Annotated in this window: 20 protein-coding genes; 10 read left to right on the plus strand and 10 right to left on the minus strand. The window is 74.0% G+C overall.

The window, feature by feature from the left end:
• Nucleotides 1–143 precede the first annotated feature (143 nt).
• Together ACIGW4_RS22080 and ACIGW4_RS22085 are read right to left on the minus strand one after the other, a co-directional pair.
• Nucleotides 144–1424 (minus strand): SGNH/GDSL hydrolase family protein, encoded by a 1281-nt coding sequence (locus ACIGW4_RS22080; protein WP_399582427.1) that lies wholly within the window; start codon nt 1422–1424, stop codon nt 144–146.
• 28 nt (nt 1425–1452) lie between these two features.
• Nucleotides 1453–2055, minus strand: a complete 603-nt coding sequence (locus ACIGW4_RS22085) for a TetR/AcrR family transcriptional regulator (RefSeq protein ID WP_399582429.1) — start codon at nt 2053–2055, stop codon at nt 1453–1455.
• Between the two features lie 96 nt (nt 2056–2151).
• On the opposite strand from ACIGW4_RS22085, the gene ACIGW4_RS22090 reads away from it, so the two are divergent.
• From ACIGW4_RS22090 to ACIGW4_RS22100, 3 genes are all read left to right on the plus strand, one after another.
• Nucleotides 2152–3015 carry a hypothetical protein gene (locus tag ACIGW4_RS22090; RefSeq protein ID WP_123459168.1) on the plus strand — a complete coding sequence of 288 codons (864 nt, stop codon included), beginning with the start codon at nt 2152–2154 and terminating at the stop codon, nt 3013–3015.
• Between the two features lie 226 nt (nt 3016–3241).
• Nucleotides 3242–3919, plus strand: coding sequence for an HNH endonuclease family protein (locus ACIGW4_RS22095; protein WP_185094948.1), 678 nt, complete (start codon nt 3242–3244; stop codon nt 3917–3919).
• Between the two features lie 70 nt (nt 3920–3989).
• A complete protein-coding gene (locus ACIGW4_RS22100; RefSeq protein WP_399582432.1) occupies nt 3990–4736 on the plus strand; it encodes an N-acetyltransferase in 747 nt (248 codons plus the stop codon).
• Between the two features lie 99 nt (nt 4737–4835).
• On the opposite strand, the gene ACIGW4_RS22105 is transcribed toward ACIGW4_RS22100, so the two are convergent.
• Complete coding sequence (locus tag ACIGW4_RS22105) at nt 4836–5579, minus strand: hypothetical protein (RefSeq protein ID WP_123459170.1); 744 nt, start codon at nt 5577–5579, stop codon at nt 4836–4838.
• 89 nt (nt 5580–5668) lie between these two features.
• Complete coding sequence (locus ACIGW4_RS22110) at nt 5669–6457, minus strand: DUF4190 domain-containing protein (RefSeq protein WP_399582434.1); 789 nt, start codon at nt 6455–6457, stop codon at nt 5669–5671.
• A gap of 263 nt (nt 6458–6720) precedes the next feature.
• Here ACIGW4_RS22110 and ACIGW4_RS22115 point away from each other — a divergent pair, with 263 nt between their 5' ends.
• The 6 genes from ACIGW4_RS22115 to ACIGW4_RS22140 all read left to right on the plus strand — a co-directional run bounded on the left by ACIGW4_RS22115 (nt 6721) and on the right by ACIGW4_RS22140 (nt 14465).
• Nucleotides 6721–8778, plus strand: a complete 2058-nt coding sequence (locus tag ACIGW4_RS22115) for an N-6 DNA methylase (RefSeq protein ID WP_359587909.1) — start codon at nt 6721–6723, stop codon at nt 8776–8778.
• 225 nt (nt 8779–9003) lie between these two features.
• Nucleotides 9004–9588, plus strand: a complete 585-nt coding sequence (locus ACIGW4_RS22120; protein WP_123459173.1) for a hypothetical protein — start codon at nt 9004–9006, stop codon at nt 9586–9588.
• Nucleotides 9585–11165, plus strand: coding sequence for a protein kinase (locus ACIGW4_RS22125; RefSeq protein ID WP_399582436.1), 1581 nt, complete (start codon nt 9585–9587; stop codon nt 11163–11165). The genes ACIGW4_RS22120 and ACIGW4_RS22125 overlap by 4 nt, the downstream gene beginning before the upstream one ends.
• A 127-nt stretch (nt 11166–11292) precedes the next feature.
• Nucleotides 11293–11676 (plus strand): hypothetical protein, encoded by a 384-nt coding sequence (locus tag ACIGW4_RS22130; RefSeq protein WP_123459175.1) that lies wholly within the window; start codon nt 11293–11295, stop codon nt 11674–11676.
• Between the two features lie 163 nt (nt 11677–11839).
• Complete coding sequence (gene helR, locus ACIGW4_RS22135) at nt 11840–13987, plus strand: RNA polymerase recycling motor ATPase HelR (protein ID WP_399582438.1); 2148 nt, start codon at nt 11840–11842, stop codon at nt 13985–13987.
• 43 nt (nt 13988–14030) lie between these two features.
• On the plus strand, nt 14031–14465 hold the full coding sequence (locus ACIGW4_RS22140; RefSeq protein ID WP_359587867.1) for a VOC family protein: 435 nt from the start codon (nt 14031–14033) through the stop codon (nt 14463–14465).
• A gap of 355 nt (nt 14466–14820) precedes the next feature.
• On the opposite strand, the gene ACIGW4_RS22145 is transcribed toward ACIGW4_RS22140, so the two are convergent.
• Genes ACIGW4_RS22145 through ACIGW4_RS22155 form a run of 3 tightly spaced genes read right to left on the minus strand, consistent with a single transcriptional unit; the run spans nt 14821 to nt 16441 of the window.
• Nucleotides 14821–15426, minus strand: coding sequence for a GNAT family N-acetyltransferase (locus tag ACIGW4_RS22145; protein ID WP_399582440.1), 606 nt, complete (start codon nt 15424–15426; stop codon nt 14821–14823).
• A 59-nt stretch (nt 15427–15485) separates the two neighbouring features.
• Nucleotides 15486–16073 (minus strand): HAAS signaling domain-containing protein, encoded by a 588-nt coding sequence (locus ACIGW4_RS22150; RefSeq protein WP_123459181.1) that lies wholly within the window; start codon nt 16071–16073, stop codon nt 15486–15488.
• The gene (locus ACIGW4_RS22155) at nt 16070–16441 is read right to left on the minus strand and encodes a PadR family transcriptional regulator (protein ID WP_123459182.1); all 372 of its coding nucleotides are present in this window, start codon (nt 16439–16441) and stop codon (nt 16070–16072) included. Before ACIGW4_RS22155 ends, ACIGW4_RS22150 begins: the two co-directional genes overlap by 4 nt.
• Before the next feature lie 76 nt (nt 16442–16517).
• Here ACIGW4_RS22155 and ACIGW4_RS22160 point away from each other — a divergent pair, with 76 nt between their 5' ends.
• Nucleotides 16518–17267, plus strand: a complete 750-nt coding sequence (locus ACIGW4_RS22160) for a DUF2625 family protein (protein ID WP_359587870.1) — start codon at nt 16518–16520, stop codon at nt 17265–17267.
• 205 nt (nt 17268–17472) lie between these two features.
• On the opposite strand, the gene ACIGW4_RS22165 is transcribed toward ACIGW4_RS22160, so the two are convergent.
• From ACIGW4_RS22165 to ACIGW4_RS22175, 3 genes are all read right to left on the minus strand, one after another.
• Nucleotides 17473–18930, minus strand: coding sequence for a PQQ-binding-like beta-propeller repeat protein (locus tag ACIGW4_RS22165; protein WP_399582443.1), 1458 nt, complete (start codon nt 18928–18930; stop codon nt 17473–17475).
• Nucleotides 18931–19075: 145 nt separating this feature from the next.
• Nucleotides 19076–19948 (minus strand): hypothetical protein, encoded by an 873-nt coding sequence (locus tag ACIGW4_RS22170; protein ID WP_399582444.1) that lies wholly within the window; start codon nt 19946–19948, stop codon nt 19076–19078.
• A 31-nt stretch (nt 19949–19979) separates the two neighbouring features.
• Nucleotides 19980–20351 (minus strand): peptidase inhibitor family I36 protein, encoded by a 372-nt coding sequence (locus tag ACIGW4_RS22175; protein ID WP_123459185.1) that lies wholly within the window; start codon nt 20349–20351, stop codon nt 19980–19982.
• Nucleotides 20352–20426 lie beyond the last annotated feature (75 nt).

Below are 20426 nucleotides of genomic sequence, written 5' to 3' on the forward strand. Positions count from 1 at the left end.
TACGGCGGCGCCCCCCTGGAGCGGGGGCGCCGCCGTTCGGCTGTCACGGCGCCGTACCGGTTGTCATGCCGCCGTACCGGTTGTCACGCCGCCGTTCGGCCGTCACGTTGCCGTGCGGCCGCCGGAGCTCGTCTGCGGCTCGTCTACAGCTCGTCGAGGTCCAGGGCCTCCGCCATCGCCGCGTAGCCCGCGTCGCCCGGGTGGAGGTGGTCGCCCGAGTCGTACGCGGGCAGGATGCGGTCCGGGTCGGCCGGGTCGGCGACGGCGCGGTCGAAGTCGACGACGGCGTCGTACGCGCCCGAGGTGCGGACCCAGGTGTTGAAGGCCTCCCGCTTGGCCTCGTTGACCGGGGTGTCGTAGAAGGAGCCCTTGATCGGGGTGAGGGTGGCGCCGACGACCTTGAGGCCCTTGGCGTGGGCCTGGCGGATGAGGGTGCGGTGGCCCTCGATGAGCCGGTCCACGGAGACCTCTGGGGTCGGTCCGCCCGGGAAGGCCGGGCCGCTGCCGCCGATGTCGTTGATGCCCTCCAGGAGGATCACCGTGCTCACGCCCTTCTCGGTGAGCACGTCCTTCTCGAAGCGCGCGACGGCCTTCTCGCCCGCCCAGCTGGTGTCGTTGACGACCTCGTTGCCGCCGATGCCGTGGTTGAGGACGGCGCGGGACCGGCCGGTGGCGGCGAGGCGCTCGGCGAGCTCGTCCGGGTAGCGGTTGTCGGCGTCCGTCGTCGAGCCGACGCCGTCGGTGATGGAGTCGCCGAAGGCGACGATGCCGTCGCGGCGGGCGGTGTCGCGGCCGCCGGTGACCTCGACGCCGGAGAGGAAGTACCAGGAGCTGCTGGTCTCCTTGAAGGCGGCGCCGGAGAGGTCGGCGCGGTGGTCGCCCTCGGCGCGGTAGCTGGTGGCCGAGGAGAAGGAGTGGAAGGTCGCCGGACCGGTCGGGCCCGCGAGGTAGAGGGTGACGGTCAGCTGCTCGAAGGCCTCGACGGGGAGGTTCACGGCGTCGCTGAGGAGGGTCTCGCCGGCCGGGATCGTCACGGACGGCCGGTGGCCGAAGCGGAGCGTGCGCACGGAGCCGGGTTCGACCGCGCTTCCGGCGGTCTTTCCGGCTGCCGTACGGGCGACGGTCGCGCCGGTGATCCGCAGCGGGCCGGTGCCGTAACGGTTCGTCAGCTCGATGCGGGTCCGGGTGCCGGAGGCGGTGACGCGGACGACCTGGCGGACCGTCTGGTTGTCGAAGCCCTGCTGCGACCAGTTGGGGCCGAGCGGCGCGGCCGCCGACTGGGGGGACGCGGCCCAGGCGCCGCGCCAGGCCTGGCCGTGGGAGCCGTGGTGGCCGGTGTCGGCGAGGGCGGTGGGGGCCAGGGCGAGGGTGCCGGTGGTGAGGAGGGCGAGGGCGGCGCGGCGGAGGGTGTTCGAGGTTCGCATGTATTCGTCAATTACGGGCTGACGCGGGCTATTCCCCGTCCGGGATGGGGAGTTGGGCGGCGAAGAGCAGTCCGGCCATCGAGCGGAAGTACTCCTCGGGGTCCTGGTCCCCGAGCGCCGCCGTCACGTTGTGGGTGAGGAGCAGCGTCGCGAAGCCGTGGGCGAGCGACCAGGCGGCGATGCCGGCCTGCCGGGAGTCGGGGACGTCCGCCAGGTCCGCGACGCCCGTGCGGAGTTCGGCGGAGGCGCGTTCCCTGGCGGCGAGGAGGTCCGGGTCGTCGGCGCGCAGCAGCTCGGGCCGGAACATGACCTGGAAGTGCGCGGGGTGGGCGACGGCGAACCGGACGTAGCGCACGCCGCGTTCGCGCAGTCCGGGTGAGCTTCGCAGCGCTTCGGCGAGGAGTTCGTACCCCTCGGCGGCGATGGCCGTGAGCAGGCCGGTGCGGTCCTTGAAGTGGTGGGCGGGGGCGGCGTGCGAGACGCCCGCGCGGCGGGCGAGGTCGCGCAGGCTGAGCGCGCCGGGTCCCTCGGCGGCGATCACGTCGAGGGCGGCGGCGAGGACGGCCTGCCGCAGGTCGCCGTGGTGGTAGGTGCTCCGGGGCGTGCTCTTCGTGTCGCGGTCGCTCGTCATGGCAGCAGCCTAGCCGCAATCTAGGCATTGACAAGTTTGGTGGGCGGGCGCAATCTAGTCACTGTCAAGTTGGTGGCGAGGTGAAGGAGCACCCCGATGGAGACCGCTCGCGTACGTCAGATGTGGCACCTGCTCGAACCCCTGCACGCCGTGCTCTACTACGCCCCCGAGGCCTTCGAGGAGGCGGACGCCCTCGGCTACGAGACGGCCGACCGCTGGCCCTCCTACTTCGCCTGGCGCGCCGCCGCCCTCGGCCCCGTCGGACCGGTCCGCGTCGCCTCCGCCTTCTACGGCTTCAGCCCCGAGAAGGTCGCCCGGCACGTCCCCGCCGCCTGGGAGGTCGCCGCCCCCGCCGACGTGCTCGCCGCCCGGCTCCGCGCCGTCGACCGGATCTACCGGTCCGTCCTCGGCGAGGACGCCGTCGCGAGCCCCGAACTCGCCGAGGCCGCGGCCCTCGCCCGCCGCGCCGCCGGGGCGGCCGGCCACGAAGGCCGCCCGCTCGCCGCCGCCCACGCCGAACTGCCCTGGCCCGACGCCCCGCACCTCGTCCTGTGGCAGGCGGCGACGATCCTGCGCGAGCACCGGGGCGACGGCCACATCGCCGCCCTGGTCGCCGCCGGCCTCGACCCGGCCGAGTCCCTCGTCTCCTTCGCGGCCGTCGGAGCCGCGCCGGAACCGGTCTTCGAGAGCCGGGGCTGGAGCGCGGACGCGTGGCGGGCCGCCCGCGAGCGCCTGACGGCCCGGGGGCTCCTGGACGCGGACGGCGCCGCCACGGAGGAGGGCCGGGCCCTGCGCGCGGAGGTGGAGCGGCGTACGGACGAACTGGCCGCCGGCCCGTGGGACGCCCTCGGCCCCGAGGACACCGACCGGCTCGCCGACCTCCTCGGCGGCCCCTGGCTCGCCGTCATCGGCTCCGGCCTGCTGCCCTCCGAGAACACCCTCGGCATCGGGAAGGTGTGAGGGCGGCCGGGGACGCCCCGCCGGGCCGGGACTTCGGTCCGCCGGGCCGGGCCCTTGTCCTTGCCGGGCCGGGCCCTCGCCCTCGCCAGGCCGGTGCTTCGGTCCGGCGGGCCGGGCCCTCGCCCTCGTCGGCCGGGGCTTCGGTCCGGCGGTCTGGGCCCTCGCCCTCTCCCGCCCGGGACCATCGGTAGGAAACGGGCGGGGCCCTCCGGCCTAGGATTCCAGGGTGCTGACGTACCGAAGGACCCTCGCCGCCCCGACCCTCGTCGTCTCCGTGCTCCTCGCCACCGCCTGCTCGCCCGGGACCGGCACCCCGGGGGACTCCGGCGGCGGGTCCGCCGCGCCGGGGACGGCGCTCGCCGCCGTGGACACCCTCGCGGTCAAGGGCCGCGCCCCGATGACCGGTTACGAGCGGGAGAAGTTCGGCCGGGCCTGGGCCGACGTCGACGGCAACGGCTGCGGCACCCGTGACGACGTGCTCAAGCGGGACCTGACCGGCGTCCGCTTCACGGACGGCCACTGCAAGGTCGCCTCCGGCACCCTCGCCGACGACCCGTACACCGGCACCACCGTCCGCTACGTCCGGGGCCGCTCCAAGGTCGACATCGACCACGTCGTCGCGCTCTCCGACGCCTGGCAGAAGGGGGCGCGGACGTGGGACGCCGAGACCCGGCGCCGCTTCGCCAACGACCCGCTCAACCTCCTCGCCGTGGACGCCTCGACCAACCGCCGCAAGTCCGACGGCGACGCCGCCACCTGGCTGCCGCCGAACCGGGCGTACCGCTGCGCGTACGTGGCCCGGCAGATCGCGGTGAAGAAGAAGTACGGAGTGTGGGTGACGGCGGGGGAGCGGGACGCGATGAAGCGGGTCCTCGACACCTGCCCGCAGCAGAGGCTCCCGTAGCCGCCGGACCGCCGCGGCTGCCACGGAAAAACGTTTGGGCGGCGGGAAGGGCGGTCCTTAGCCTGGCCGCATGGACCTGACCGTCACCACCCTCGCCGAACGTCCCGGGCTCGAAGGGGCGATGTGGTCCATGAAGGACCTGTGGCCCGAGTTCATGATGTACGACCCGGTCGGCTGGGCCGCCATGGGCCGGATCGTCCGGGAGTTCCCGGAGTACGTGCTCGTCGCCACCGACGCCGGGGGCGCGGTCGTCGCCCGCGGCCTCAGCGTGCCCTTCCGGCTCGACGCGGAGGGCCGCCGCGAGCTGCCCGCCCGGGGCTGGGACGAGGTCCTCAACCGGGCCTTCTCCGACCTGCGGCACGGCCGGGAGGCCGACACCGTGAGCGCGATCGAGATCACCGTCGGCCTCGACCACCTCGGCAAGGGGATCTCGCACCGGATGCTCGCCGGCCTGCGGGATAACGCAGGCCGGCTCGGCTTCGCCGAGCTGGTCGCCCCGGTCCGCCCCAACGGCAAGCACCTGGAGGTCGAGGCCTCCATCCACGAGTACGCCTTCCGCACGCGTGAGGCCGACGGACTGCCGCACGACCCGTGGCTCCGCGTCCACGTGCGCGCGGGCGGTGTCATCGAGTCCGTGGCCCCGGCCTCGATGACGGTCTCCGGCTCCGTCGAGGAGTGGCGGAAGTGGACCGGCCTCCCCTTCGACACGGACGGCCCGGTCGAGGTCCCGGGCGCGCTGGTCCCGGTCCACTGCGAGGCGACGCGCGGCTACGCGGTGTACGTGGAGCCCAACGTGTGGGTCCGGCACCGGATCTGAGGGGTCCGGCACCGGGCCTGAGACGCCGGACGTACGCGCGAGAGGGCCGTTCCCCCCCGGGTGACGGCCCTCTCGCGCGTACCGGTCAGCGCGTGCCGGTCACTCGGTCTCGACGACGTCCTTCGCCGCCGGGGCCTTCGCCTCGGCCGGCTTGCCGTACTTCGAGAAGGTGATCGTCCCCGGGTCCTCGCCGCCCTTCGTGACGATCCGCAGGACGTACGGCGTGCCCTCCGTGGCCACGTAGACCGTGCTGCTCTCGCCGCCCTTGCCCGGCTCGGTCAGGGCCAGCGCCTTCTGGCCGCCGACGGTGGTCTCCGCGCCCTTCTCGATCCCGCTCGCGCCCTGCTCGAACCCGCCGAGGAGCTGCTTCGGGTCGCAGAGCTCCAGCATGTCCTTGTTGTCGGGGTCGGAGACGGAGCCCTTCACCCAGCGGCCCTTGAGCTGCTTGATCACGGCCTTCTGCGTCTCGGGGTCCTCGTCCTTGACCTGCTCGCGCAGGGAGCCCTCGTCGAAGCGCATGTACACGTTCTTGTCGTCCGGCTTGATCAGTTCGACCGTGTCGGTCGCGCCCGTGGTCAGCGTGCCGGCGCAGCGCCCCTGGGAGTCGAGGGACAGGTAGGCCTTGATCGGCTCGGCGGCCGCCCGCTGGTCGATGTCCACGGTCAGCGCCTTCGCGCCCTTCGTCGCGGCGAAGGCCTTGTCGACGATCTGTGAACCGCTCAGGTCCCCGAAGGGCCCGGCCGGCTTCGCGTCGTCCGAGGACGGGCCGCAGGCGGTGGCACCGAGGGCGAAGGCGGCGCACAGGAGGACCGTGACGGCGGTGCGTCGGGGAGCGGCATGCATGGTGGTGTGTCTCCGAGAGGGGTGGTGCGGGGGTACGGGGGGCGGGGCCCCGAAGGGCCCCGGTGCCTGAGGCGGGCGCTCGACCCGGATCAGCCGATCTTCAGCTCCCACTGCGAGGCGTCGTAGGTGAAGCCGGGGTTGACCTCGACGGTCAGGTTCTTGGCGTCCTTGGGGGCGTCGAAGGCGGCGGTGATGGTGGCCTTCTTGCCGGGCATGACGGTGCCTTCGAAGCCCGTGCCGACCTTGTCGTCGAAGATCTCCTCGGCCGTGACGCCGTTCTTGCCGGCGGTGGCGCTCAGGCTGACGAGGGTGGTGTCGAACTTCTCCTTGCCCTTGTTCTCGATGACGACGGTGACCTGGTAGGCCTTGTTGCCCTTGGTGTGGCCCGCCGCGAACTCGCCGGGGGAGTACGGCTTGGGGTCCGAGACCGTGACCGTGAGGTCGTCGTCGTAGACCGCGCTGTCGCCGTCCTCCAGGCCCTGGCTCTTCTTGTCGGCCTTGCCGGCGTCGCCCGCCGGGGCCTTGCTCGTCGGGTCCTTCGGGGCGGTGTCCTTGATGGACTTGTCGATCTCGTCGACCGCGTCCTTGACGGCCGTGACCGTGATGACCAGGCCGACCACCGAGAGGATCAGCGCCGCGAGGCCGAGGAGGACACCGGTCAGCGCCACTCCCTTGTTGTTCGCCTCGCCGCGCTTCACGCGGCCCTTGCCGACGAGACCCAGGATCAGCGCGATCAGGCCGAGGATGCCGGCCAGCCAGAAGAAGAGCGGGATGAAGCCGGAGACCGTGCCGATGATGCCGAGGATCAGGGCCGCGGTGCCGAGGCCGTTGCGCATGACCCGCGGGGCGGCGGGCGGGACCTGGGTGTCGTACGACATGGGTGTGTCCTCCCGGACGGAGAAGATGTCTCGTTCGATGGGTCAATCACAGCAGAGGCTGTGAACCGAGTCAACACGGTTCACGAAAAACGAGTCGACTCACACTGTGAAGTGGTGTGGCGTGCGTTCGTCGCTAGGATTGGTGTCACAGCCAGAAGGGCGAGCCAGGGGAGTTGGGTCACGTGCCGGAGAACGCAGCAGAGGCGGGTGCGGAGCACACGGGTGGCACGGAACCCGATGCCACAGAGACGAGCGGCGCGGAGGTGACCGCCGCCGGGATCGCCCGGCTCGCCGGTGTCGGCCGGGCCGCCGTCAGCAACTGGCGCCGCCGCCATCCCGACTTCCCCAAGCCCGTCGGAGGGACGGAGACCAGCCCGTCCTTCGCCCTCGCGGACGTCGAGCGATGGCTCCGGGCCCAGGGCAAGCTGGCCGAGGTCCCGCTCAAGGAGCGCGTCTGGCAGCAGATCGCGGGCCACCCGGCCGGGGCCGTCACCGCCCTCGTCCACGCGGGCTGCGCCCTCCTCCTCGTACGGGACCGGTCCGCGGCCTGGCCCACGCTGGCCGAGCTCCCCGATGGGCGGCTCGCCGAGGTGCTGCCCGTCGCCCTGGAGGAGACGCTCACCGAGCGGCTCGGCCCGGGGCGGGCCGTCCTCACCCCCACCGCCTCCGCGCTCGCCGCCTCCCTCCCGCTCCTGCGCGGGGCCGCCGAGCTCGCGGCCGAGACCGGCGTCCGCGGGGCCTTCGAGTTCCTGCTCGGCCGTCACCTCGACGCCAACCCCCGGCAGTACACGCTCACCCCGCCCGGCCCCGCCGCCCTCATGGCGGCGCTCGCGGCGACCCCGAAGGCCGGGCGCGACGGCGTCCCGCTCACCGTCCTCGACCCCGCCTGCGGGACCGGCGGCCTGCTGAGCGCGGTCGAGAGCCCCGGCGCCGTCTGCGGCCAGGACGCCGACCACGACCTCGCCGCGCTGACCGCCCTGCGCCTGGCGCTCGCCACCGACGCCGACATCCGCGTCCGGTCCGGCGACAGCCTGCGCGCCGACGCCTTCCCGACGCTGGCGGCGGACGCCGTCCTGTGCCACCCGCCCTTCAACGAGCGGAACTGGGGCCACGACGAACTGGCCTACGACCCGCGCTGGGAGTACGGCTTCCCGGCCCGCACGGAGTCCGAACTCGCCTGGGTCCAGCACGCCCTGGCGCGCCTGCGCCCCGGCGGCACCGCCGTCCTCCTCATGCCGCCCGCCGCCGCCTCCCGCCGCTCCGGCCGCCGCATCCGGGCCGACCTGCTCCGCCGGGGCGCCCTGCGCGCGGTCGTCGCCCTCCCGGCCGGCGCCGCCCCGCCGTACGGCATCCCGCTCCACCTCTGGGTGCTGCGCAGGCCCGTCCAGGGCGAGCGGCCCGCCGCCGAACTCCTCCTCGTCGACGCCGCCGCCGAGCAGACCGGGCCGGGCCGGGAGGGCCGCGACCGGCTCGACTGGCCGGCCGTGCACTCCGCCGTCATGGACGCCTGGACGCCCTTCGACCGGGACGGCACCCTCGTCGGGACCCCGGGCGCGAGCCGTTCCGTGCCGGTCATCGAGCTCCTCGACGACGACGTCGACCTCGCCCCCGCCCGACACCTCCCGCCGGCGGCCGCGGCCGAGGGCGCCGTCCAGCTGGCCGGGGTCCGCGAGCGGCTGACCGAGACGCTGCACCGCACCCGCGAACTGACCCCGCCGCCCGTGACCGACCCGGCCGCCGGCACCGCCGGGCTCGGCCGGCCCATGACCACCGTCGGCGAACTCGCCCGCGCCGGCGCCCTGTCCCTGCGCGCGGGCGGCGCCGGCACGGCCCCCGCCTCCGCCCCGGTCGCCGTCCTCACCGACCACGACGTGCTCGCCGCCCAGCCGCCCTCCGGGACGCTGCCCGACGGCCCGCCCGAGGAGCCGGTGCTCCTCGCCGCCGGGGACGTCGTCGTCCCGGTCCTCGGCGGCGGCGCGGCCGTCCGGGTCGTCGACTCCCTCGCCGAGGGCGCCGCGCTCGGCCGCAACCTCCAGCTGCTCCGCCCCGATCCGGCGGCGCTCGACCCGTGGTTCCTGGCCGGTTTCCTCCGGGCCACCGCCAACACCCGGCAGGCCAGCAGCTACGCCTCCACCGCGACCCGGCTCGACGTGCGCCGCCTCCAGCTGCCGCGCCTGCCCCTGGCCGAACAGCGCCGGTTCGGGGAGCGGTTCCGGGCGCTCGCCGAGTTCGAGGAGTCCCTGCGGCTGGCCGCGCGCCTCGGCGACCAGCTGGTCCAGGGCCTGTACGACGGTCTGGCGGACGGCACCGTCGCCCCCTGAAGCCGACCCGTCCGCCCCCTGAGGCCGGCCCGTCCGGTCTCCGGGGCCGCCCCGCCCGGTCCCCGAGACCCGGCCCCGTCCGGTCCCCGAGGCCGGATCGTCCGCTCCCCGACGCCGCCCCGTTCCGGCTCGCTTCGACAACGGTTCCGGGTATCCCGGAGCCGTTGTCCGCATGGGTGTATACGCTCGTCTCCGCACCCGATCCGTCCGAGCAGGAGCAGCAGGATGTACGGCCCCCCGCAGGCCCCGCAGGTTCCGCAGCCGTCGAAGAGCCCCGCCTCCGGTGGCCGGATCGCGCTGCTCGTCCTCTTCTCCGCCCTCGCGCTGCTCAGTTGCGGCTTCCTGTCCTGGGCGCCGATGCTGCGGCTCGCGGTCGTCACCCGCAGGACGCTGGACTGGGTGCTGTTCGGCGTGACGTTCCTGGTGTCGGCGGGCCTCTTCACGTACGCGGCCGCCACCGCCGACAAGGAGGCCACCACCGCGGAGGCCCTCGTCGCCGTCGGCATCATGATGCTCCTGGTGGCGGGCCCCCTCACGTACTACCTGGTGACCGAGATCCGCCGGCTGGACCGGCCCGCCGCCGCGGCTCCCGGGCTCCGCCCGCCGGGGTACGACCCGAGCGCCGCGGTCACGGTCCCGAGCCCGATCGGGAACCCGAACCCGTACGTCGGCCCGGCCGCCGTGCCCCCGGCCGTCCGGGCGCCCCAGCCGCCCGCCGGGCACGGCCCGCGCATCGACCAGGTCCGTGCCGAGCTCGACGAGCTGAGCGACCTGCTGCGGCACCAGAGGGAAGACGACGGTCGCGCGTGAACGGCCGGGTGATCGGCGGGCGTTACGAGCTCGCCACCGTCATCGGCCAGGGCGGGATGGGCCAGGTCTGGACGGCGTACGACGGACGCCTCGACCGCCGGGTCGCGGTGAAGCTGCTCCGGCCGGCCACCATGACGGGCCCCGCCACCGCCGCGGAGGAGCTGCGGCGCCGCTTCGTGCGCGAGTGCCGGGTGACCGCGCAGGTCGACCACCCCGGCCTGGTGACCGTGCACGACGCGGGCAGCGACGGCGACGACCTCTACCTCGTCATGCAGTACGTGGAGGGCGCGGACCTCGCCGACCACCTCGCCGAGCACACCCCGTACCCCTGGGAGTGGGCGGTCAGCGTCGCCGCCCAGCTGTGCGCGGTGCTCGCCGCCGTGCACGCGGTGCCGATCGTGCACCGCGACCTCAAGCCGCGGAACGTGATGATCCGCCCGGACGGCACCGTGACCGTCCTCGACCTGGGCGTCGCCTCCGTCCTGGACACCGACACCACCCGGCTCACGCAGACCGGTTCGCCCATCGGCAGCCCGGCGTACATGGCGCCGGAGCAGGCCATGGGCGGCGCCGTCGGCCCGTCCACCGACCTGTACGCGCTGGGGATCCTGCTCCACGAACTCCTCAGCGGGAACGTGCCGTTCGCCGGCTCCACCGCCCTCGGCGTGCTGCACCGGCACCTGTACGAGCCGCCCGCGCCGCTCCGGCAGCTGCGGCCCGAGGTCCCCGAGGCACTCGAAGCGCTGGTCCTGCGGCTGCTCGCCAAGGACCCGCAGGCCCGGCCGTCCGGCGCGCACGAGGCGTACGAGCACCTGCTGCCGCTGCTCCCGGCGCGCGGCGCCCCGACGGGGCCGATGGACCCGACCCGGCCGTTCCTGCGCCCGCACGCGCCCTGGCCGGACCGCGCGACGGCGAGGGTCGTGCCGGTGCCGCTCGTGCCGGTCCCGCCGGTCCCGGTGGCGCCCCCGCGCCCGCGGGCCGATCCCCGTACCGACCCCCGGGTGTACGGCAGCGGGCCGCAGCCCGCGCGGCCCGACGTGGCCGCGGCCGTCGAGGAGGTGAAGCGGCTGCTCGCGGAGGGTTCGCTGACCCAGGCCGTGGACATGCTCGGCGCGATCCTGCCCGCCGCGACGGCCGAGCACGGCGAACGGTCGCCGGTCGTCCGGATCCTGCGCAAGCAGTACGCGTCGACGCTCATGGACGACGGCCAGTACCGGCGCGCGCTGCCGGAGTTGCGCCGGCTCGCGGAGGACCGGGGCGCGGAGGCGGGCCCGGCGGACCCGCAGTTCCTGCAGTTCCGCTACGACACGGCCCTCTGCCTGGAACAGCTGGGGGAGACGGCCGCCGCGCTGGGGGAGTTCCGCGCGGTCCTGCCGTACTACGAGCGGGATCCGGCGCGGGCCTTCGACATCCGGCAGCGGATCGGGCTGCTGCTCCTGGCGGCGGGCGAGCACGCGGCCGGCCGGGAGGAGCTCCAGCGGCTGCTGTTCGACGCGGAGCGCGTCCACGGCCCGTATCACCCGCTTCCGGTGGAGTTGCGCAGGGCGCTGGACCACCAGCGGCGCCTGGGGCCGTGACTCTGACGAGGCGCCAGGATCACGACTCGACAACTGATCGCCCAGTGGATCTTCATGATCCTTTTTGCCTGTTTTGTTGCATGTAACGTTCGCGTCTGATCATGTCCGCGTCCCCAAGGAATCCCACATGACGACGCCGCCCGCTCCGTTCGCCCCCGAGCAGCCCGCCGCCCCCGCCAAGAAGGGCTCCGCGCTGCTCAAGAAGATCGGCGGCTTCGTCGTCGTCCTCATCGTCGGCGTCGCCGTCAAGCTCGGCCTCCCGCACCTCACGGGCGACGCCCCGGTGCACGCCGAGGCCGGCGAGTGCGTCACGGTCAGCGGCCCCGAGAACGACCCCAAGGCCGACACCGCCGACTGCTCCTCCGGCAAGCCCGACCTCTACAAGGTCGTCAAGGTCGTCGACAACACCTTCGACGTGAACAAGTGCGGCGACGAGCTCTCCGCGCTCGCGCAGCAGCTGGGCTCGGACAAGTTCGTCCTCTGCCTGGACGAGGTCGCCCCGAAGAAGTAGTCGCGCGCCCGCAGGAACGCGAAGGGCCGGAACCCGATGGGTTCCGGCCCTTTCCGCTGTCTCAACGTATAGCGCACAGGGGGCCTTGCGGCAAGGCCCCCTCCCTGGCGCAGAATCACTCCTCGAAGAAAGCCAGATGCTGCGAAAACGGGGTATTCACCACATGACGTCCCTTACTGCCGGTGTGTTCGACCTCTCCGGCACCCTCTCCCCGAAGGCCGCCCCGGCGCTCATCGCCGCGGACGAGCAGCACTTCGCGGCCATCGCGCGGTGCCTCGACGAGACGATCGCCGAACTGTCGGAGCGCCTCGACGCCGAGCGGAAGGCACCCGGCGGGATCGGCCGGGAGGCGATGGACCGGGACGCCGAGATCCACCGGCTCTCCGGCCGCCTGCGCGCGCTGCGCCGCTTCGGCCTGGACCTCTGCCTGGGCCGCGTGGTCGGCGCGGACGACCCCGAGCCCCTCTACGTCGGACGCCTCGGCCTCACCGACAGCACCGGCCGCCGGCTGCTCGTCGACTGGCGTTCCCCCGCGGCGGAGCCGTTCTTCGCGGCCACCCACGCCACCCCCATGGGCCTGGCCAGCCGCCGCCGCTACCGCTGGACCGGCGGCCGGATCACGGACTACTGGGACGAGGTCTTCACCGCCGAGGGCCTCGAAGGACACGCCGCGCTCGACGACCAGTCCGCCTTCATCGCCAGCCTGGGCGGCAACCGCTCGCCCCGCATGAGGGACGTGCTCGCCACCATCCAGTCCGACCAGGACGCCATCATCCGCGCCGGCTCGCGCGGCGCCCTCGTCGTCGACGGCGGCCCGGGCACGGGAAAGACGGTCGTCGCCCTGCACCGCACCGCCCACCTCCTCTACTCCGACCCGCGCCTCGGGCACCGGAGGGGCGGCGTGCTCTTCGTCGGCCCGCACCAGCCCTACCTGAACTACGTCGCCGACGTCCTGCCCAGCCTCGGCGAGGAGGGCGTACGGACCTGCACCGTGCGCGACCTGGTCGCCGAGGGCGCGAAGGCGACGGCCGAGACCGACCCGGAGGTGGCCCGCCTGAAGTCCTCGCGGGACATGGTCGCGGCCATCGAGAAGGCCGTCGCCTTCTACGAGGAGCCGCCCACCGAGGGCATGACCGTCTCCACCCACTGGTCGGACATCCCGCTGACCGCCGCCGACTGGGCGGAGGCCTTCGACGCGGCCGAGCCGGGGACCCCGCACAACGAGGCCCGCGAACAGATCTGGGAGCACCTGGCCTCCCTCCTGTACGACAAGTACGACGGCGAGGAGATCCCGGAGGAGCAGTTCCGCAAGTCGCTGCGCCAGGACCGGGAACTGACCGGCGCCCTCCACAGCGCCTGGCCGATGCTGGAGCCGGCCGACCTCGTCGGCGACCTGTGGACGGTCCCCGCGTACCTGCGGATGTGCGCGCCCTGGCTCACCCCCGACGAGGTGAAGCGGCTGCGGCGCGCGGACGCCCAGGCGTGGACCGTCTCGGACCTGCCGCTCCTGGACGCGGCCCGGCAGCGGCTCGGCGACCCGAAGACGGCCCGGCTGAAGGTCCGGCGCGCGGCCACGGTCGCCGCCGAACGCGAGCGGATGGCCGGCGTCATCGACAGCATCGTCGCGGCCGACGCCGACGGCGAGGGCGCGGTCACGATGCTGCGGGGCGAGGACCTCCAGAACCGCCTGGTCGACGAGGACGCCCTGCCGACCGCCGAACTGGAGCCGCTCGACGGACCGTTCGCCCACATCGTGGTGGACGAGGCGCAGGAACTGACCGACGCGGAGTGGCAGATGCTGCTCCTGCGCTGTCCCTCGAAGAGCTTCACGATCGTCGGCGACCGCGCCCAGGCCCGGCACGGCTTCACCGAGTCGTGGCGGGAGCGCCTGGAACGGGTCGGCTTCGACCGCATCGGGACGACGTCCCTGAGCATCAACTACCGCACGCCCGAGGAGGTCATGACGGAGGCCGAGCCGGTCATCCGCGCCGCGCTCCCGGACGCCAACGTGCCGACGTCCATCCGCAGCAACGGCATCCCGGTCACCCACGCCCCCGTCGCCGAACTGGAGGAGATCCTCGACACCTGGCTCGCGGAGAACGCCGAGGGCGTCGCCTGCGTCATCGGCGCCCCGGAGTTCGAGGAGCGCCCCCGGGTCCGCTCGCTCACCCCGTCCCTCTCGAAGGGCCTGGAGTTCGACCTGGTGATCCTCGTCGACCCGGAGTCCTTCGGCGAGGGCATCGAGGGGGCGGTCGACCGGTACGTGGCGATGACGCGGGCGACGCAGCGCCTGGTGATCCTGGAGAGCTGAAAAGGGAATGAGCGCCGCCGGGTCCCCTTGCTAGGGTGCCCGGATGGCAGCGATCAAGGAAATCCAGGTCACCCTCGACTGCGCGGAGCCCGCGCGCCTCGCCGAGTTCTGGTGCGAGGTGCTGGGGTACGTCCTCCCTCCGGTCCCCGAGGGGTTCGCCACCTGGTCGGAGTACCACCGGTCGCTGCCGTTCGAGGAGCAGCCGGTGTACTTCGCCTGCTCCGACCCCACGGGCGCGGGCCCGCGCGTGCTCTTCCAGCGCGTCCCCGAGGGCAAGGTCGTCAAGAACCGGGTGCACCTCGACGTGCGCGCCGGCAAGGGCCTCGTGGGCGACGAGCGCCTGGCCACCCTGGAGGCCGAGTGCGCACGCCTGGTGAAGCTCGGCGCGACCCACCTGTACACGCAGTACGCCGACGGGGAGAACGAGTCCTGCATCACCCTGCAGGACCCCGAGGGCAACGAGTTCTGCCTGGACTGACCTCCACCGCGGGCGTCATCCACGCGAACGTCATCCGCACGAAGAACTTCACCGTCGTCGGCAACCACCTCGCGCAGCACGAGCACCTCTCGCTCGCCGCGATCGGCCTCGCCCTCCGCCTCCAGCGTCATGTACCGCCGGTACCGCTTCTTGAGCCGCGTCGGGTCTCCGCCGCCGGCTCGCACAGCTCAGCCCGTGTCCGATCCGAGCCGGCCGCCGGAGCCCGTACCGCACCGTGACGCGTGTGCGCTGCTCGTACGGGACCGGCGGGAGGTCCGGGGGCGGTTCGACCACGGTGCGGTGACGGACGCGGACGTGCTGCTCCGGCGGCGCCTGTGGCAGGGCCATCCGCAGGTCAGGTCCGGGGGGCGCGCTTCATGGACCACAGGACGGGGCCGCCGCCCGGGAGTTCGAACTCGTCGCGCACCACGAAGCCGAAGTGCTCGTAGACCGGCAGGTTGTCCGGCTTGGAGGACTCCAGGTAGACCGGCAGGCCCGCCGCGTCGGCCTTCGCGAGGCCCGAGCGGAGGAGGGCCGAGCCGTGGCCCTGCCCCCGGGCGGCGGGGTCGGCGCCGATGACGGCGAGGTACCAGTGGGGTTCGGTGGGCCCGTGCTCGGCGGCCGCCATGACGGCCTGCTGGAAGGCCGGGGCGCGGTCGCCGAGTATCTCCACGAGCTCCTGGACGGTCTCCGCGTCCGGGACGGCCTTGTCCGCGCCCTCGGGCGACACCCAGAAGGCGGCGGCCGAATCGGTCCGCTCGCAGACGCCGTGCAGGCCGTACTGCCGGGTGAAGAGGGTCGTGAAGTAGCGGTCGAGGCCCTGCTCGCGGGTGGCGGCGTCGGGGAAGAACCACTGCATCATCGGGTCGTCGCCGAAGGCGGAGGCCAGGGTGCGGCCGACCATGGAGGCGTCGTCGATCAGGGCCGGTTTCGGTGTGTTCGACAGGGTCATACGGGTCATTCTGTACCCGTGTCGATCTTGGTCGGCGGGCGGGTGGCCCCTCCGGGTCCCGCCCCTGGTCAGGCCGCCCTGGGCTGGGTGCGGAGCAGGCGCACCGCCGCCGCGGCCGGCAGGGCGATGCCCACGACGAGGACGGCGATCAGCTCCGTCGGGCCGAAGCGGGCGGCCAGGAGGAAGGCGCCCAGGGCGACCACGACCGGGGTCGCGAGGGTGAGGGCGGTCGCCAGGACCTTGGTGCCCCGGTCCCAGGCATCGGACGTCCACAGCAGGACGAGGCCCACGATCAGGGCGGCCACGGCGGGCAGGGAGCCGGCGAGGCCGGCGAGCCCCGTGAGGCCGAGCAGGACGGCGGTGACGGTGTTCCGCGTCCGGGGCCGGGGCCCCGCCGCCGGGGTGGCGGCGGTCTCCGGGGAGGCGGCGGCCTCCGGCTCCTCCTCGCGGGCGGCCGCGACGATGGCGGAGGGGCTGCCGAGCCGTTCGAGCGCCGTGCGGACGGCCTCCGGGTCCTGCTCCTCCCCGACGGCGACCGCGAGGTGTTCGCGCAGGTCGGCGAGGAGTTCCTCGCGGCGTCCCGCGGGCAGGAAGGACGCCTCCCGCTCGATCGTGGCCAGGTAGTCGGTCACGAGGGGGTGTTCGGTGCCGGTCATGCGGAGCCTCCGTGGGATGCGGTCAGGAAGTGGTCGACGCCGTCGCGGAAGCGCGGCCAGCTCTCGGCGAACTCGGCGAGGGCGGTCCTGCCGGGCGCGGTGAGCGTGTAGTAGCGGCGGGCGGGGCCGGTGGCCGACTCGCGCAGCTCGGTGTCGACGAGCCCGTCGCGGCGGAGCCGGGACAGCAGGGGGTAGATCGTGCCCTGGCTGGTGGTCATGACGCTGACGGCGGCCAGCTCGTCGAGGATCTCGACGCCGTAGCGCGGGCCGTCGCGCAGCAGGGCCAGGACGCAGTACTCCAGTACGCCCTTGCGCAGCTGACTGGCGACCTTTCCGGACGCCTCTGATCTTGCTTCGCCAGGAACCATGCAATGCAAGATACCCCCGGGAGCGCCGCCGATCAACGGAGAACCGCGGTGGAGCGGCGCGTGCGACGATGCCGGGGTGCGAGAACCGCGTGGACTGGGCGAACTGACCGAGGTCGAGGACCCGGCGTGGCCCCTGCTCGAAGAGGAGCTGCGGACGGCGAAGGTGCCCGTCGAGGTGCCGGCCGCCGACCCGGCGCGGGCGGCGGCGACGCTGCTGCAGACGCAGGTCACCGTCCGCTCGTACCTGGGCGCGTTCCTCTTCCGCACCGGCGGCGCCCTCGTCGACGACGGCTGGCTGCGGGTGTACGGCAGCCCGGCCGTCCACAACGACCGGCGCCTGCCCGGCCTCGCCCGGGTCAACGGCTACCCCGACGAGCCCGACCCCGACTGGCGGCCCGCCGCCGGACTCGTCGTCGCGCACGACGTGCTCGGCGGGGCCTTCGCCGTCCAGGGCGGCACGGAGGAGGAGACCGGACTCCCGGGCAGCCCCGGCGAGATGGTCTACTTCGCGCCCGACTCGCTGCGCTGGGACGCCGTCGGCGCCGGGTACGGGGCCTGGCTGTCGTGGATGCTCGCCGGGGGGACCGAGGAGTTCTACGAGGGCCTGCGCTGGCCCGGCTGGCGCGACGAGGTGCCCGGCCTGACCGGCGGCGAGGGCCTCAGCCTCTACCCGCCCCTGTGGTCCGCCGAGGCGCACCGGGACCTGGCCGCGACCAGCCGCGCGGTCGTCCCCCTGGGGCAGCTGCTCGGGCTCGGACGCGACACGGCGGTGCAGCTCGACGGCACCGACCCGGGCTTCCTGGGGGACCTTCCGGGCGCCTCCTAGGGGGTGTCTTGTCGATCAGGCCGGATCAGGGAGCGGCGTCTGGTGCCGTGCATTGCAAGGCGGAGGAGGGAGACAACGCGGAGCGTTGTCGACCGACGACAACGCGGCGAGGCGCGGCACCAGACGCCGCGAGCCCGGCCTGATCGACAAGACACCCCCTAGGGGCTGCCCGGAACGTCACGGGAGCCGAGGGCCGGGTCGCGCGTCACCAGGGGCGGTAGGCCGTGAAGGGGCGGGCTCCGTCGCCCGACTGCACGGTGACGACCAGGTCGTCGTGGACGATCAGGTCGGTGACGGGCTTCCCGTGGTCGACGTCCTCCGCGTAGCTGCGCCGGTCCTCCTCGTCGCCGGTGGCGGCGTCGAGGACGTACAGCCCTTCCCGCCCCGACTGCTTGGGGCCGCGGTCGACCAGGACCGTCACCCGGTCGCCGACGGTCCTCAGGGCGAGCCCCTCGTCCTGGCCCTCCAGGCCCGCGCGCCACAGCTCGCGGCCGTCCGACAGGTCGAAGGCGACGACCTGGTCGCAGTCCCACTTCCGGCACCGGGTGCCGGTGACGGCGAGGAGCCGTCCTCCGTCCCCGTCCACGGCCACGCGGGCCGGCTCGTACTCGTCGATCTTCCCCGCGTCGCCCTCGAACTCGACCCGCCCCCGGGGACGGCCGTCCGGACCGAACGCGAGGTAGGCCCGCAGCCCGCTCGTCCCGTCCTCCACGACCCGTACGACCAGCGGATGGGCGGACGTGAACGTCACGTCGGCCCCCACGTCGACCGAACGCCGGTCCAGGGGGACGGTCCACCGCTCCTTGCCGTCGGCGGGGTCGAAGGCGGCGAGCCTCAGCTCGGTGCGGTCGCACACGAGGACGGCGACGACCTGCCGCGCGGCGGCGGCGACCCGGTGCGGGACGCAGCCTCGGGCCACCGCGGCCTTCCAGCGCGGAGCGCCGGTGCGCAGGTCGAAGGCGCGCAGGGCCCGGTCGCCGCGCAGGACGTGGCCCCCGGCCGACTCGTCCCGCCAGGCGTCGTCGCCGTCACGGAGGACCGCGAGGCCCCCGCCGGTGGCGACGAGATCGGGCTCGGCGGCCGGTTCGCCGGTCTCACCGGCGCGGCGGGTGTGCCACAGTTCCCGGCCGCTGGTCAGGTCGAGGGCGGTGACGGTGTCGCATCCCCTCCCCCGCCGGGCCTCGCCGTGGGCGAGCAGGGCGACGGAGCCGTCGGCCTCCTTGCTGACGGCGCACATCTCGTCCCGGCCGGGCACCACGTACTCCCAGCGGCGCTTCCCCGAGCCGACGTCGAAGGCCGTGACGGCGTCGAACCGGCTGCGGACGACGGTGTCGCCGACGAGCCAGTCGCCATTGCCGTACGCGGCGGCGCCCCGGTCGGGCGGGGCCTGCCAGGCGAGTTCCATGGAGTCGCCGGGCAGGAGGCCCACGTCGGAGAGGATGCCGCCGAGGACGGCGCCGCCGCCTCCCAGGACGACCGATACGCCCGCCAGGGCGGTCGCCCAGCCCCGCCGCCCGCGGCGACGGCCGGGCACCTCGCCCGCGACGGTCTCCCCGGCCGGGAGGGTCCCTCCGTCCGGGGCGGTCTCCCCGGCCGGGGCGGTCTCCCCGTCCGCGACGGTCTCCCCGTCCGTGCCCGTGTCCCTGCCCGAATCCGCCGACATGTGACCCCCACCCCTTGCCCGGCCGCTCCCGCAAAGGCGCCCAGCATAGGGGGATCACCGATCGGCCACGGCTCCGAGGGCGCAGCGCCCCCTCGCCCGCCTCGGGCTCCGGCGCCCCTGGCTTTCCTCACCTCCTGGCCACCTCCTAGGGGGCCGCCTTCGCGAGGGCCTTCTCCCGCATGTGCCGGAGCGCGGCGAGCTCGTCCGCGTAGCCCGCGCCCAGCTTCCTCTCGGCGTCGGCCTGTGCCGCCGAGACGGCGGCGCCGAGGCCGGCCTCGGCCTGGCAGGCCGCGTCCGCCCCGGACAGCTTCAGTTCGACCCCGGCGACGGCGTGCAGCTTCGCCCGGTCCCGGCCGGCCTGCCGGAGCTGCCGGTCGACCGTGCCCTGCGGGTCGCCGATCGCCTTCGCCTCCGCGCCCGCCTCCTTCATGCAGGTCCGCCAGGAGTCCTGCGCGGCGAGGTACCGGCGGTCGGTCCTGACCTTCTCGACCACCGCGTCGTCGAGGACCTGGAAGGTGTTGAACAGCCGGTAGTAATCCGGCCCGAACAGCCGGGACTTGGCGTCTCCGGCGCAGGAGTCCGAGTGGTAGAAGAACTTCCGCCCCAACGGCATCTCCAGGTCCACGCGATGGGCGGCGGTGCCGAGCAGGGCCTCCTTCCAGCGCTTGTCCGTGCCCGAGGCGGCGTTGGCGTCCGCCGGCGGCCGCAGCGAGAGCGCGGTGCTCGTGATGCCGTAGCCGTCGTTCGCCGCCTGCGCGGCGGTCAGCAGTCCGTACGGGTTGAGGTCGGCGAGGTGGTCCCCGGTGGCCAGCGGCTGGGGGCGGTACGTGAAGCCGCGCCGCTTCATGCAGGCGGCGACGAGCTCCTCCTCCGCCGTGTGCAGGGCCACGCGCTGCGGCTCGGGGTAGTGGGTGACGCCCTGGAAGGGGCGCGGGGCGGGGAGTGGCGCGGGGCCGGGTGCGGCGGTGCCGCCGGACGTCGAGCATCCGGCGGCACCGAGACCCAGAAGCAGCGCCACGGCTGCGGTGCGTCTCCTGGAGCTCATCGATCTAGTACGTGCACCACTTGTTGGAGCCGATGGTGCTCAGGTTGTCACCGATGTCGTAGAAGCCGGTGCCGCGGTCCAGCCTCCAGCCGGTGCCCTGGTAGCCCGTGGCCTTCCACAGCACCACGTTGCAGGAGTTGCCGTTGTTCCAGGCCGAGCCGTGCAGGGCGTTGTTGAAGTTCGCGTAGCCGGTGAGGTCGTAGTTGTCCTGGTAGACGGTCTGGACACTGCCCGTCCAGCCGGTGTTCCAGTACACGCACAGCCCGCCACTGGCACAGCCCGCTGGGGCGGCGCTCGCGGCCGGCGCGACGGCCGCCGCACCGAGGGCGACTCCTGCCGCCATGCCGAGGGCGACGAGCGATCGCTTGAGGTTCATGAGGTGGTCTCCGTTTCTCGCGCACCGGGGTTTCCGGTGCGGCACGAGACTCGCAACGAGCCCCAACCGAAGCCC

The sequence above is a fragment of the Streptomyces sp. NPDC053513 genome (genome assembly GCF_044544765.1).
GTDB classification, from domain to species: domain Bacteria; phylum Actinomycetota; class Actinomycetes; order Streptomycetales; family Streptomycetaceae; genus Streptomyces; species Streptomyces litmocidini.